Source organism: Macrococcus sp. PK, assembly GCF_022501545.1.
Classification (GTDB): Bacteria; Bacillota; Bacilli; order Staphylococcales; family Staphylococcaceae; genus Macrococcoides; species Macrococcoides epidermidis.
Genome location: NZ_JAEPRF010000001.1, coordinates 14,516 through 27,063, shown reverse-complemented (window position 1 = coordinate 27,063; position 12,548 = coordinate 14,516). Strand labels below are relative to the sequence as shown.

The window sequence follows — 12,548 nt, the reverse complement described above, 5'->3', positions numbered from 1 at the left end:
AATTACCTCCATTATTGTGTTTATTACAAAACCCACTAATTTAATTAGTGGGTTTCTTGATTAAAGTGAGTCTCACTCTGAATTTCTTTAATAATAAAAGGGCGTATTGGATCTAATACAGTTGGAATAACACCAGGTTTAGCTAATATATTTAACTGTTTATCATTAAGTATTTCAACTGAAACATTATCATTGTATTTATGTCTTTCAATTAAATAAATTTGTAATAATTTAGCTGTATCGTTATCAGCCACTTCTACTATAGCTACTGGATGTTTAGGACCAAGTGGTTTATTTTCATTTATCGTATTCTCCACTTTCTTGTTATACTTTTTGAATACATCTATACCTATATTTATAGCTTTTTTTAGTTCTCCATTGTGTTTAACTTTCCCAGATTTTAATTTTTTATATATTTTTTTCAATTCTTTAGATTCTGATGACAATTTTAAGTTTCCTGTAAATAAACTTATAAAATCATTTTCTGTCATATTAATAATACTTTTCATAATAAAAACCTCCTTCTCGCATCTTTATGATTATTATACTATATAAAATTTATTAAAGAGTACTAATTATCTTACTGATAATTAGTACTTTTTAATGTTTAACCTACTTCTACTCTTTTGACCTTTTCACCAGTTATAAATTCAATAAATATAATGACAAGTGCTGAAAATATAGATAAGACACTAAACATCATTTTATCTATCTCTCTGATTAGATTTATTTTGTACTCTCATTTTCTTTCTAAAAGGAGTTTCTGTAATAGCATCTTCAAACATTCTTTTTAGATGTGCTTCATCTTCTTCTAGTAAATCATGGTTATTATTATACATATTAGCTAATACTAAAGCGTCCCTAAAAAATTGACTATTTTTTGATACGAGGTAATCGTTAAATTCATAACCATACTGAGAACAATATTTACTTGCAAAAACATGTGCAGTACGTGTATTACCTTCTCTGAAAGGATGTACTCTCCATATATCAGCAGTTAGTTTTCTAGTGTGATCAACAAATTTTTTAAGAGACATTTTATTTGGGTTATTTAGTCTTGCTTCTTCTAATAAGATATTAAGTGTTTCATCAATTGTATTAACATTACCATACTCAACACTAAAACCGTTTAATACTTTCTCTGGTTTTTCTATGTAAGTAGTTCTATACTCACCAGCCCAGGGATAAACATCTCCAAACAAAAACTTATGAATATTTTTAATATCTTCTGATGATTTTATACTCAACTTAAAATCATTATCTAATAAGTCCTCCATTGCATCAGAAACAATCTTTTGTTCTTTAAATTTTAATTCTTCCTTATTAGTTATATTATAATTGTTTATTAAAATATCCTTATTCTTATCTGTATGTTTATCCATTATAATACCTCACATATTATTAAGTATTTAATAAATTTAATGATGTGATTCATACGTTACATACTCATTAAACTCAGCTTTCGATATTTTACCATTGGCGTAGTCATAAAACTTTTGAATATATTCTTCACTTAAAACATTACCGTCAATATCATTCATTCGTATTGCTACCTCTACATGTCTTTTTCTTCTATCTAATTCTTTATGACCAGGATCATTAATGGATAAGTTATTCATATACTTTTCATAACCATTTGATAATTTCACAAGAGTTCTAAATGTTGCGTTTTCTAAATTACTCAATCCTTTTCTAAGATTATCAGTAGTAGTATACGCTAAATTTGAGTATTCAGAAATTTGTTTAGTACTGATATCACTTTCAAAGAACTTTTTTATATTTTCTAAATTTACATTTAACATATTAATCCCCCTAATTACGGTATACCATAATTATACCATACTTTAACATCTATGTCACAATATAATGTATATTATATGTACACATTAAATATACAAATTATTTTTAATAATTTATGGTATTATTAGTGTATATTTTAAGTGTATAGTAATAGGAGAGAAAATAATGAAGATTGGGTATGCAAGAGTTTCATCTAGTAGCCAAAATTTAGATAGACAAATTGAAATTTTAAAAGAGAATGGTTGTGAAAAAATATTCACAGAAAAAGTAAGTGGTAAAAATATTAAAGATCGTCCAGTTTTTAATGAAGCATTAAATTATATTAGAGAAAAAGATATTTTTATAGTTGAGAGTTTAGATCGATTGGGAAGAAATTACAATGAAGTTATTGAAACAATAAACACACTAAAAAAGAAAGATGTCCAACTTATTATCACTAGCTTACCTATTATGCAGGAGATTATCGGAAATGAATTGATGGATCGGTTTGTCAAAGATTTAATTATTCAAATACTTGCAATGATTAGTGAACAAGAACGTGCTGAAAGTAAAAGACGTCAAGCACAAGGTATAGCATTAGCAAAAAAACGAGGTGCTTTTAAAGGTAAACCATTAATCTATTCCCCTACTTCTCGTGATCTTCAAAAACGCACAATATACTTTAAAATCGTTGATGAATTAAAAGAGGGATTACCTATTAGTCAAATTGCTAGAAGAAATGCTGTCACAAGAACAACAGTTTATAGAATAAAAAAATCACTAAATGACATTAGTGATTAGAATCAACGAATATATTTTAGTTTTTTTCTTGTATCAGTACTATCCAGTTCCAGCAATAATTACATCAACTAAGTAAGTTAGGTAGCAAAAACTTTAGTTTCATTACTATGTATTTTTAGAGATTATTAAAAGAATGTAAAGTCTTGATAAATCACTTCGCTTGTTTCAGTACTATGCATTTTTAGTAGTAACTAAAACACAGTAGATTTTGAAAGTAAGAAACATAAGTTTCAGTACTATGCATTTTTAGTAGTAACTAAAACTTTAGTGAACAGATTCTATTTAGAATTCAGTTTCAGTACTATGCATTTTTAGTAGTAACTAAAACTTYASWGRRSWSANKTSYAKWTRSAWKTSAGTTTCAGTACTATGCATTTTTAGTAGTAACTAAAACYTCAMAKGSSTYASKTRYWSAWKYATRTNAGTNNTTCANTAYYRKRCATTTTTAGTAGTAACTAAAACCTCAAATGCCTTAGTTATTCAATTATATAGTACTTCATATCGGACTTTGTGATATGAACTTCAAATTAGTTTTTAACTAATTTACCTTACGAGTGTTGATAGTGTATAAACTTCTCGTCTTTAGGCATTGAAAACTACCTATTATTTCTTAGTATTCTTATATTCTAATAAATCTCTTTTTAAAAATAAATGGGTAGGTATTTTTGAATTATTTAAATTTAATGTTAAATACGGTTTTATTAAGCCTCTTTTAAACGATTGTTTGAAACCGTTTCTTGATTGTTTGGTAAACATATGAGCATCAGCAGACCTTACAATATTTTCTGACATCCATTGTTTAACGTCTTTTTCATCCATAAAATAACACCTACTACAAGTGGTTTAATATGCATTTTTAGTAGTAACTAAAACAATTTATTGTCCCTGTTGTCCCAAATCGAGTTTCAGTACTATGCATTTTTAGTAGTAACTAAAACTGAATTTACTTTTAAATTCTATTGGTGTAGTTTCAGTACTATGCATTTTTAGTACTAACTAAAACCTCAAATGCCTTAGTTATTCAATTATATAGTACTTCATATCGGACTTTGTGATATGAACTTCAAATTAGTTTTAACTAATTTACCTTACGAGTGTTGATAGTGTATAAACTTCTCGTCTTTAGGCATTGAAAACTACCTATATTTAAGATTAACACAATATATGATACCTGTAAAGGTATCATATGTTGTAATATATAATCTTTAGATTCTTCTAAAGATCTTCTTGTTTTCTTTTCTGTTTTTTGATTTCTTTATCAATTATTACTTCTATATTTTGGTTTGAAATATTTTTAGATGCATTTATATCACCATCCGAGTGATGACCACATTTTTTACAAAAAAATTGATTTTTTTCAATTCTATTTTCATTATCAATATATCCACATTTGTAACAACGTTGTGATGTGTATCTAGGTTTTACTATTTTAACTTCAATACCACATTCCTCAGCTTTATACTTTATTTTTTGTTGTAAATCAAAGTATGACCAAGTGGCTAAAAATGCCTCATCTTTTCTTATGCCTTTTAGATCTTCTAATTGAATCGTACCACAACCATTTTTTATTGCAAATCCAACAATGTATTTACTATATCTATGATTAGTAAGATTTTTAAAATTATCTACTTTTTTTGACAACGTTTCTAAAGGAGCTAGTAACGTTTCTCTGCCATGTCCTTTCCTATTTTGAGATGCAACTTTCAATTGATTTCTTTTAGATATTCTTTGTTTTTCAATCCTTTTTCGAAAAGCATCTATCTCTCCACCAGCTATTTGATTTACAATTGGAGTGCCAGATACGTGCATTGTTACTGCGTTTATTATTCCTAGATGTACACCCAATACTTTATCTTTTGATATAGCTACCTGTTTTACTTCGTTATCTGTAAAAGTAAGTAATATATACAAATCTTTTTTGTATTTATGTATTTTTGAATCGTTCAAAGAATATCTTCCTGACATAATACGTTCAATAGCAATTTTTGCATGACCTTTTTTGGAAGTGACTTTTAATTGGATAGGTACACTCTTACCAATGTTTTTTACATGGTGTTTTTCTCCACCAATTAAATTTAATATATTCAACTGTATTGTGTCAGCGTTAATAATTTTAATTTGCCTTGATCTTACTGGTATTGGTTGATTTCTTTTATAAGTTGGTATCGTACCATTACCTTTTAACATATCTTTTAGGACTTTGTTATACATTTGACCTGCTTCCCTTATTAAACCAGGAATTATTTCTGAATGAAATCCTAATGATGAATAATCATTTTTAATATTATTATAAATCAATGATTCATATGTACTATAACCGTACATCTCTTTACGAATACTTGCGTTCATCTTTTCTTCATTATTATGATTGTAATCAAGTTCTGCAATTTTTAATGTATGAAGCATGGTTGTTGCTCTATTCTTTACTTTAAAGGCATTATAATCTAAATCATTAATAATATCATTTAATGTTTCCCATTCTATATTTACTGGTCTTACTACTTTTAGTTTTACTACTTTTGCCATTAATACTCTCCTTTATATAAAATTAATCCTCTATCTTTAAACCAGGCATACCTTTCATATCATTATGGTCTATACTATTAATATTTAATAATTTAATGATGTTATACATGGCATTAACATGTTTATCTTTAGTTCTAATGCTTTTACCATTCGGAAAAGTTTTTTCTATTATAGTAATGATTTTATTTAACTCATTATTTCGTTCCTGGTACAGTGCTTTCCAATCACTTACGAGTTCATATTGCTGTTCAAAAATAATTCTATCAATCGCTCTAATATCATTAAAGCTTTCTATTTCTTGTAATTCGACAATTTGTTTATTTATAGATACGAGTTCGTATGTTTCACCCGTATATTTATTTTTATAAGTATTTCCAATAATTAAAGTCATAATAATTACTCCTTTATTAAAAAATCAATCAATTACCATTTGCAATTGTAATTATGATGATAAAAATTAATCCATATAAAACGCTAGTTTTTATGGATCTGTTAAATTAAGTTTATTTAATTACACTGATGGTCATTTTTGTAATTAGTATTTATTGTTGTTCTTCTATATTCCACATCATTACTTATCAATCAAATATATTAAATCCTGTAAGTTTAATTACACAAACTATTGGAGGTATCAATAATAGAATATATAAACTAACCTCTTTGTATAGGAACTCTTTAAATTCTTTTTTTTCACTAATTTTCATTTTATTTACTCCTATAATTTGTAATTAATACTTTTTTTAAAATCTTAACAGTTTAAATAATTCTACTTTTTCTTTTACTGTCATAATTACTCCTGATCCATATAAAAAATTTCTCATATATTCACCTCTGTTTGTCCGTTTTTGTAAGTTTATTTTTCTTTTAACTTAAAATATGCGATTATTAATAGTATAAATACTATTATAAAAGAAGGAGTTAGTACGTAATAAAATAAACCCCAAATAAAATGAATCACAATTCTTTTATTTTCTATTTCCCACTTTGTTAATATCCATTCAGTTAAAAAAAGTAATATAACTGTTAAAATGTATATACATAAGAGTTTGAGACCACTATATATAAAGTACTTATTTGACTTAATTATTGTTTTCATACTTAGTTATGAACACACCCTTTTAATTTTATATACTGATTTTAATAAATCAGATGTTTGAATAATTTCAATCATTACTCCTCGCTCCTTACCTACTTATTTTTATTAGTATGTACTTTCACTATTACTACTTGTAGAATAAAAATTATGAATGGAATGATAAATAACATTACTCCATTAATTATCTGCTTAAATACAAACATATTAATAAACCCCAAAATAAAGCATGTAAATGATACTAATGACATTATTGCTAATAGTAAGTTATAACTTATATTGTTCATTTCAAAACCCCAAATTTCATCTTATAATATCAACTTTGCTTTCAATTATTTCCCCAGCATATTCAATAGGCTCATTATCTAATACAGTAATGTTACTAATCTTGTTATCTAACATAACTCTCACTCCTTTTTTCTTTTGTTCTTGTGCATACTCCATAAATTTAATACTGTCTAATTGATTATATTCATTAATAAGTGTTAACTGTTTTAAATCCGTATGTGTTAATCTTACTTCTTTCATCTTATTCACCTCGTTTATTGTAGACATTCATCTTGTACTTGTAATAATGCTAAATGATACATTTTTTCAAGGTCTGACTTGTTTTTATTATCCAACTGTTTTTTTTCATCAGTGTTTAGACAGTTAATGATACTGATCCATTCTATTAAATGTGCTTTTTCTTTATCATATGACTTCAACAAAAAAGATCACTCCTTTTGTTTATTTGTTCGTTTCCCTTCAAGCTGTTCTCCATATCTAATCAAATCCTCTTTTAAATACAAAGTAGTCTTTGATTTACTGACGTTGTTATCATACAAAGTAATAAAAGGTTCTACATACTTTCTTGAAGCTGTTGTAACAAACTGATTTTTTGTTTGTTTTGTATAATAATGTGCATCACTATAACGCACACAGTTTTCTTCAACCCATTTTTTAATTTCATTTTTATCCATATCTATACCTCGCTAAACTAAATAGTATTAGTTTAACATTATCATACTTTTTAAAAAGGATACCTAGTTTTTAATGCATCAATATGTCTATGATATGTTTTTAAGTTCTTCATACAACTTTTAGTGTTATCAGCTTCAATTTTATATAACGTATCAACATGTAACGGTAATTTTTCGACATCTAAAGTAAATATTACCTGCCCCCTATCGTTCCTCAGAGTATGTATTCTATCTAAATACTCCTTTCTGATTTGACCTGTTGCTAATTCTTCCTGGTACTCAAAAGTTATAATTTCATCAAGATCATCTTTTAATTCTAATTCAAATACTTCGAATGATTTAAGGGACTTTACAAATACACAATAAATATTCATAATTCAACTCCTTACTTATATTGTACAATATCTATCAAAAAATAGCTATGTATTACATAGCTAAAGTCACAAAAAAATACACCCTCTCTATCAATAGAGAAGATGTATCATTAATAAATTATTTGAAAAGATTTAGCATAATAAATAATACGTCAGGACCTGGGCGATATGCCATAATGGTCATTAGACCAGCTATAGCAGAGAACATCAAACCACATTTAACTAATAATTTTTTCACTTGATTAAGCCTCCCTTTCTATAGTATCTCTTACATTATCCATCATTTCTTCTATATATTCCATCAATTCATTATTACCTTTATACTTACATATCTGATAAGCAAGTTTCATATATTCGTGCATCTCAGGTGTATATTCATCTAAATAATATAAAGATGAAGCATAATTATATAAATGATGTTCGAGTAAATACATGCTGTTTGCTTTTTTAAGTATATCAATAGCTTTTTTAGCATTTTGATGAACTAATCTATATATCTTTGCATGATAATAGTAATTCGACATTGATAAAAGTACTTTTATTACGATTGTTTTAGGTAATGGGTTTTTCTCTATCATATTAAATATACGATCATATAATTGATGTACTTCTTTTTCTGAAAAATCTTCACGTAAAATAATAGACATTGTATTTAATATTTGTATTTCTAAATTTGGATCACTTACTTCTGATATGATTTCATCAGCTTTTTTGATATATATTTTTGCATCTTCTATATTTTCATCACATCTATAAAATACCACAGCTTTAATCCAGTATTTTATTTTCTTCTCATACTCAGTCTTAAATTCTATTGTCATGTCATTCACAAATTGTTGTAATGTTGTATAATCAGCATATTCAATACAGTTGTATACCTTTTTCTTAAATTCTTCAAGGTTATAACCTTCTATACCTGAATATAAATAGTTTAAATCTATATCAAGTTTCTTAGCAAAAAGATCTAATATATGCGATGTCGGTGTATGTTGACCTTTTTCAATTCTACTTATATTACTTTGAGTACATATACCTCTTGCAAGGTCATTTTGCGATAATCCCCTACTTTTACGCAAATTCTTTAATCTTACTCCCAGTGGTTCCATAATTAGAATACCTCGTCTATATAATTAAATTTTTAAGAAATTTCTGATTATTTAAATAATACCATAAATAAGATAGAAATTATTACTTAATTATATAGACTGTATTGCACCATTCAATCATTATTTTTGTACTCTTTTAAATATTTCGAAATCGAAACTCTTGATATACCCAATTCTTCTTGCATTTCGCTATAGGTTGCATTGTTATGATACATTTCTATAAGTCTTTCTTTAACATCATTTGATACTTTTGGTCGTCCTTGTTTCTTTTTACGAGTGTTTTTCGTCAACTTATTTCTTCTTACTATCACTTCTCTTTCTGCATCCTTTAGCATTTCAATGACATTAAAAAAATTCTTGTTATTAGCTGTATCAAGTTGTATATCTATTACAATTAACCTGATATTCTCCTTATTAAATGTCTTTAACAGATTAATTAATTTAGTTATAGATAGATTTAGTATTGATAGTTTGTAAAAAATAACTGTGTCACCAGGTTCTAATATATGTAATAAATTATCAAAAGATGTACTACCTGAATTATTGTCTGAACTTTCAACTATTATTTTGTCTGGATTATAAGTTTTTAATAATTCTAACTGCTTATTATATTGTGTTTCAATGTTGAAAGCATTAAGATAAGCATACTTCATTGTCATTCCTCTATTCTATAATCATTACTATTATCATACTATATTATAATAGAAGGAACGACTATTTATTTCTTAGATTTATGATCGCATCACGATCACATAATATTACATTTGTAGCGTTTGCTAGTTCCTTAGCTTGTTTAGTAAAGTATGAGTTTGTAAATACATAGGCTTCATCTGCTTTGTAAAATGCTTGTGCTGAATATATCTCCATCACAGATTTAACACCTACTTTTCCCTTATATCTTTTTGCCTGTATAACAATTTTTTTGTTACCATTCTGCATTATTAAGTCTGCACCATAGTCATAAGATGATTGTGTAACGTTAGAACGATACCCTTTTGAATAAAATAATGCTTCTAAATAATTTTCAAATTCTTGTCCAGTCATACGATCTACTTCATACATATTGGCGTTTGCAAGTATTCTTTTATTTCTTCTTCGTATTTCAAGTCTTATTTTTGAAATTATTAAATATAGAATGAATACAGCAAAGCATATGAATATTATCATTTCTTTATACTCATTCATTCTATCGCTCCATTTCTTTATTTTTTTGCTGAATTTTTTCTGTGCTTTTTTCTGTATCTCTTTCTACAAATTTAGGTTTTATAAGTGGTCTTTCTAAAGATATGTTATTTTCCTTTACATGTTGCAAAACTTCATTCCAATCCTTAGTAGTGCTTATATAATCAACCTCAAAAGTTTCATTTTCAAATAACTTTCTTAAACGATTTCTATTCCCCTTGTCATCATCTATTTTATAGCTCTTATCAATCCTTTTATCGTATATATGCCATCCTGTTACTTCCTCTTGAATTTCAAGTCTATCATGTTTGATTTTTAAATTATTTTCCTTTGCGTCATTGTTATCAATAGTTTTGAATAGTTCATTAATACTATTTTTCTCATTTACCTTCTCTTTTACAAACCGAGGTGGTTGAGAAATATAAAAATCAATCTCTTTTTCTCCTAATTGAAGTGGTACACACATTTTGTTTGTCGCTTCTCTGCCTGTTCTGTCATTATCCAGACATAAAACAATATTTTTAGGTGGCTCTTTTGTATCATCTACTATATCTTTAATAGCTTGATACATCGTTTTGGGTTTATCTGCACCATTTAAAGATATAAATCTACTGTTTTTAGGTTTATACATTGAAGCATATGATAATGCATCAATATTTGATTCAAAAACAAAAATACTTTCCGGTTTACCAAAAGTAACTGAAAATCCCCTATTTTCAGGAACTCCTGATGCTATTTTTTTGAAATGGGAACCTTCAACTATACCTCTTTCATCATGTCCTATAATTTTACCGTGTCTATTCCACATAAACGCTAAATTATTCACTTCAATTTCCTTTCCATTATCATTACTTATCTTTTTAGACGTTTGTCTTATCATACCTTTATCTATTAGAGCTTCTACTAAATCTGGATTTATTTTTCTTTCGTTGACTAAATAATCCTCAATTTTACTGGTGTCTTTAGTAATATAGGTAGGGTCATATTCATAAGGCTTTTCATTATGAACGATTTTTTCTATCGGTTTGACAGATTCAATCATTTCATCCATTGTTTCTGTAACATCTTTTACTGCTTCTCTGAAATTCATACCATAATATAGTTTCGCAAAACCTATAGGACCGTATGCACCTTCACCACGACTATACCAATTCATTTTATTATAATCCTTACTTGTCGGATCAGCGTTTATCTTAAATGAATCATGATCTACAAGCTGATACTGTCCTTTTCCAATACTTTGCACTAAAATACCCTTTTTATCTAAATAATCTAGTATATTCATATCATTTGCTTTTTTAATTAGCTCTGGTGGCAATGCTCTATTTTTAACTGAGTAATTCTTTTTATCTTTTGAATTTTCCATCTATTATTCTCTCCTCAAAAAAAGATGCTTAGTTATACAACTAAGCATCTTAAAAATTATTTATATTTAATTTAATATTGCATTTTGTACATCTTCTGAGGCTTCTGTAACTTTATATTTCTTCATCAACTTTCCTCTTACTACTACCCTCGCTGTTCCTTCTGGATCAGAACAAGTTACTAATGTTATGAGATTTTCTCCTGGTACATCATCGACAACATTTCCATTATTTTCTGATACTACTGATATTTTTGTAGTGACATATTCATATATATATCGTTTATCTGAAAGAAAAATCTCATCATATTCTTTCATACGTGATACTGGTGTAAATAATGAATTATAATCAATCATATGATGTCCAGCTATCGCAAAGTTTCCTTCACCCATTTTTTGATTAGGTTTCATAGTGCCAGATGCTACATCAAGATTTTGATTAGTCAGTCCTTCTAATACTGCTATATTTAATTCAACATTAGGTACATAAAGTTTTCCTATTACATAATCCTGATTTATTTTTACACCAATAGGTACTCTATCTACACTTCTTATCGTATCTGCATCATAAGATAGATTTTTATCATAAGATGTGGCTTCTCCATAATTAGCTTCACCTAAACTTTTTAAGGTTTCTTGTATGCGCTTTTGATTTTCTTCTATTTTACTTGCATCAAGTTGATTAACGCTTGCATTGGCTTTGTCGATCGCATGTGGCATAATATAATGTTCTATTGTATAAGGTGCTAAACAGATTGTTAGTCCTAAGAACATAATACAAATAAACATGATTTTTACTAATCGTTGCTTTGCTTTTTTGTAACTATACATTTCTCTTTGTTTTTCTAAACTTGTCATTATTAATTCTCCTATCTATTTAAAAATAAGATTAGTAACACACATGCATTAAAACTAGAGTGTGTAAGTATCACTAACCAAAGTGTATTTGTACGTTTATAAAGAAAGCAATATAATAATCCATTAAGTATTAAAGGAATAGTCATTATATTACTTTGACCATGTATTAAACCAAATAATATAGAACTGAATAAAGCACTATAAATGCTAAAAGGTTTAATCCATATTTTTTTAAATAATAAGAATCGGAAAATTAATTCTTCAATTATAGGTGACATCACAAGTGTAATGATCAGTATGAATGGATTAGAGATCATTTCTTCTAATCTAGCTTTGCTACTGCTAGTACCTTGAATACCTAATGAATTACAAATCATCGCAAATACTACTTGTATTAAAAGTAAACCAAGTACACCTCCGATATAATACGTTATTTTTTTTTTCATTCTCTTTACTCCTTTTAACTTCTAATTTATTACTATTATATATTAAAAAAATACATTT

General features: G+C 27.0%; 17 protein-coding genes. 1 reads left to right on the top strand and 16 read right to left on the bottom strand.

Annotated features, from left to right (window positions below; genetic code table 11):
• Window positions 1-44 precede the first annotated feature (44 nt).
• From JJJ02_RS00165 to JJJ02_RS00155, 3 genes are all read right to left on the bottom strand, one after another.
• A complete protein-coding gene (locus tag JJJ02_RS00165) occupies window positions 45-509 on the bottom strand; it encodes a hypothetical protein (protein ID WP_240836682.1) in 465 nt (154 codons plus the stop codon).
• A 195-nt stretch (window positions 510-704) separates the two neighbouring features.
• Window positions 705-1,382: a Fic/DOC family protein gene (locus JJJ02_RS00160; protein WP_240836680.1), complete on the bottom strand. Its 678-nt coding sequence runs from the start codon at window positions 1,380-1,382 to the stop codon at window positions 705-707.
• A gap of 36 nt (window positions 1,383-1,418) precedes the next feature.
• Window positions 1,419-1,802, bottom strand: coding sequence for an antitoxin VbhA family protein (locus JJJ02_RS00155; protein ID WP_240836678.1), 384 nt, complete (start codon window positions 1,800-1,802; stop codon window positions 1,419-1,421).
• Window positions 1,803-1,965: 163 nt separating this feature from the next.
• On the opposite strand from JJJ02_RS00155, the gene JJJ02_RS00150 reads away from it, so the two are divergent.
• Entirely contained in the window at window positions 1,966-2,580 is a 615-nt protein-coding gene (locus JJJ02_RS00150; protein WP_240836677.1) for a recombinase family protein, read from the top strand.
• A gap of 603 nt (window positions 2,581-3,183) precedes the next feature.
• Here JJJ02_RS00150 and JJJ02_RS00145 read toward each other — a convergent pair.
• The 13 genes from JJJ02_RS00145 to JJJ02_RS00085 all read right to left on the bottom strand — a co-directional run bounded on the left by JJJ02_RS00145 (window position 3,184) and on the right by JJJ02_RS00085 (window position 12,490).
• The gene (locus JJJ02_RS00145; protein WP_240836675.1) at window positions 3,184-3,399 is read right to left on the bottom strand and encodes a hypothetical protein; all 216 of its coding nucleotides are present in this window, start codon (window positions 3,397-3,399) and stop codon (window positions 3,184-3,186) included.
• Between the two features lie 396 nt (window positions 3,400-3,795).
• On the bottom strand, window positions 3,796-5,106 hold the full coding sequence (locus tag JJJ02_RS00140) for an RNA-guided endonuclease TnpB family protein (RefSeq protein ID WP_240836674.1): 1,311 nt from the start codon (window positions 5,104-5,106) through the stop codon (window positions 3,796-3,798).
• 22 nt (window positions 5,107-5,128) lie between these two features.
• The gene (locus JJJ02_RS00135) at window positions 5,129-5,497 is read right to left on the bottom strand and encodes a hypothetical protein (protein WP_240836673.1); all 369 of its coding nucleotides are present in this window, start codon (window positions 5,495-5,497) and stop codon (window positions 5,129-5,131) included.
• A gap of 1,005 nt (window positions 5,498-6,502) precedes the next feature.
• Window positions 6,503-6,727, bottom strand: a complete 225-nt coding sequence (locus tag JJJ02_RS00130; RefSeq protein ID WP_240836672.1) for a hypothetical protein — start codon at window positions 6,725-6,727, stop codon at window positions 6,503-6,505.
• Window positions 6,728-6,741: 14 nt separating this feature from the next.
• Window positions 6,742-6,909 carry a hypothetical protein gene (locus JJJ02_RS00125; protein ID WP_188018741.1) on the bottom strand — a complete coding sequence of 56 codons (168 nt, stop codon included), beginning with the start codon at window positions 6,907-6,909 and terminating at the stop codon, window positions 6,742-6,744.
• A gap of 6 nt (window positions 6,910-6,915) precedes the next feature.
• Entirely contained in the window at window positions 6,916-7,161 is a 246-nt protein-coding gene (locus tag JJJ02_RS00120) for a hypothetical protein (protein WP_240836671.1), read from the bottom strand.
• Between the two features lie 50 nt (window positions 7,162-7,211).
• Window positions 7,212-7,535 (bottom strand): hypothetical protein, encoded by a 324-nt coding sequence (locus JJJ02_RS00115; protein ID WP_240836670.1) that lies wholly within the window; start codon window positions 7,533-7,535, stop codon window positions 7,212-7,214.
• Between the two features lie 242 nt (window positions 7,536-7,777).
• The gene (locus JJJ02_RS00110; RefSeq protein ID WP_240836668.1) at window positions 7,778-8,641 is read right to left on the bottom strand and encodes a helix-turn-helix domain-containing protein; all 864 of its coding nucleotides are present in this window, start codon (window positions 8,639-8,641) and stop codon (window positions 7,778-7,780) included.
• A gap of 113 nt (window positions 8,642-8,754) precedes the next feature.
• Complete coding sequence (locus tag JJJ02_RS00105) at window positions 8,755-9,294, bottom strand: recombinase family protein (RefSeq protein WP_240836666.1); 540 nt, start codon at window positions 9,292-9,294, stop codon at window positions 8,755-8,757.
• A 61-nt stretch (window positions 9,295-9,355) separates the two neighbouring features.
• Complete coding sequence (locus JJJ02_RS00100; protein ID WP_240836664.1) at window positions 9,356-9,703, bottom strand: restriction endonuclease; 348 nt, start codon at window positions 9,701-9,703, stop codon at window positions 9,356-9,358.
• Window positions 9,704-9,827: 124 nt separating this feature from the next.
• Window positions 9,828-11,189 (bottom strand): toprim domain-containing protein, encoded by a 1,362-nt coding sequence (locus tag JJJ02_RS00095; protein ID WP_240836662.1) that lies wholly within the window; start codon window positions 11,187-11,189, stop codon window positions 9,828-9,830.
• Between the two features lie 66 nt (window positions 11,190-11,255).
• On the bottom strand, window positions 11,256-12,044 hold the full coding sequence (locus tag JJJ02_RS00090) for a class A sortase (RefSeq protein ID WP_240836661.1): 789 nt from the start codon (window positions 12,042-12,044) through the stop codon (window positions 11,256-11,258).
• A gap of 11 nt (window positions 12,045-12,055) precedes the next feature.
• Entirely contained in the window at window positions 12,056-12,490 is a 435-nt protein-coding gene (locus tag JJJ02_RS00085; RefSeq protein WP_219499014.1) for a CPBP family intramembrane glutamic endopeptidase, read from the bottom strand.
• Between the last annotated feature and the right edge of the window lie 58 nt (window positions 12,491-12,548).

What these genes read in the sequence shown, in the direction of transcription:
- JJJ02_RS00145 (WP_240836675.1), bottom strand. Translation starts at nt 3,399, where the DNA reads ATGGATGAAAAAGACGTTAAACAATGGATGTCAGAAAATATTGTAAGG.
- JJJ02_RS00110 (WP_240836668.1), bottom strand. Translation starts at nt 8,641, where the DNA reads ATGGAACCACTGGGAGTAAGATTAAAGAATTTGCGTAAAAGTAGGGGA.
- JJJ02_RS00130 (WP_240836672.1), bottom strand. Translation starts at nt 6,727, where the DNA reads ATGAAAGAAGTAAGATTAACACATACGGATTTAAAACAGTTAACACTT.
- JJJ02_RS00160 (WP_240836680.1), bottom strand. Translation starts at nt 1,382, where the DNA reads ATGGATAAACATACAGATAAGAATAAGGATATTTTAATAAACAATTAT.
- JJJ02_RS00155 (WP_240836678.1), bottom strand. Translation starts at nt 1,802, where the DNA reads ATGTTAAATGTAAATTTAGAAAATATAAAAAAGTTCTTTGAAAGTGAT.
- JJJ02_RS00135 (WP_240836673.1), bottom strand. Translation starts at nt 5,497, where the DNA reads ATGACTTTAATTATTGGAAATACTTATAAAAATAAATATACGGGTGAA.
- JJJ02_RS00090 (WP_240836661.1), bottom strand. Translation starts at nt 12,044, where the DNA reads ATGACAAGTTTAGAAAAACAAAGAGAAATGTATAGTTACAAAAAAGCA.
- JJJ02_RS00140 (WP_240836674.1), bottom strand. Translation starts at nt 5,106, where the DNA reads ATGGCAAAAGTAGTAAAACTAAAAGTAGTAAGACCAGTAAATATAGAA.
- JJJ02_RS00150 (WP_240836677.1), top strand. Translation starts at nt 1,966, where the DNA reads ATGAAGATTGGGTATGCAAGAGTTTCATCTAGTAGCCAAAATTTAGAT.
- JJJ02_RS00095 (WP_240836662.1), bottom strand. Translation starts at nt 11,189, where the DNA reads ATGGAAAATTCAAAAGATAAAAAGAATTACTCAGTTAAAAATAGAGCA.
- JJJ02_RS00085 (WP_219499014.1), bottom strand. Translation starts at nt 12,490, where the DNA reads ATGAAAAAAAAAATAACGTATTATATCGGAGGTGTACTTGGTTTACTT.
- JJJ02_RS00105 (WP_240836666.1), bottom strand. Translation starts at nt 9,294, where the DNA reads ATGAAGTATGCTTATCTTAATGCTTTCAACATTGAAACACAATATAAT.
- JJJ02_RS00100 (WP_240836664.1), bottom strand. Translation starts at nt 9,703, where the DNA reads ATGTATGAAGTAGATCGTATGACTGGACAAGAATTTGAAAATTATTTA.
- JJJ02_RS00165 (WP_240836682.1), bottom strand. Translation starts at nt 509, where the DNA reads ATGAAAAGTATTATTAATATGACAGAAAATGATTTTATAAGTTTATTT.
- JJJ02_RS00120 (WP_240836671.1), bottom strand. Translation starts at nt 7,161, where the DNA reads ATGGATAAAAATGAAATTAAAAAATGGGTTGAAGAAAACTGTGTGCGT.
- JJJ02_RS00115 (WP_240836670.1), bottom strand. Translation starts at nt 7,535, where the DNA reads ATGAATATTTATTGTGTATTTGTAAAGTCCCTTAAATCATTCGAAGTA.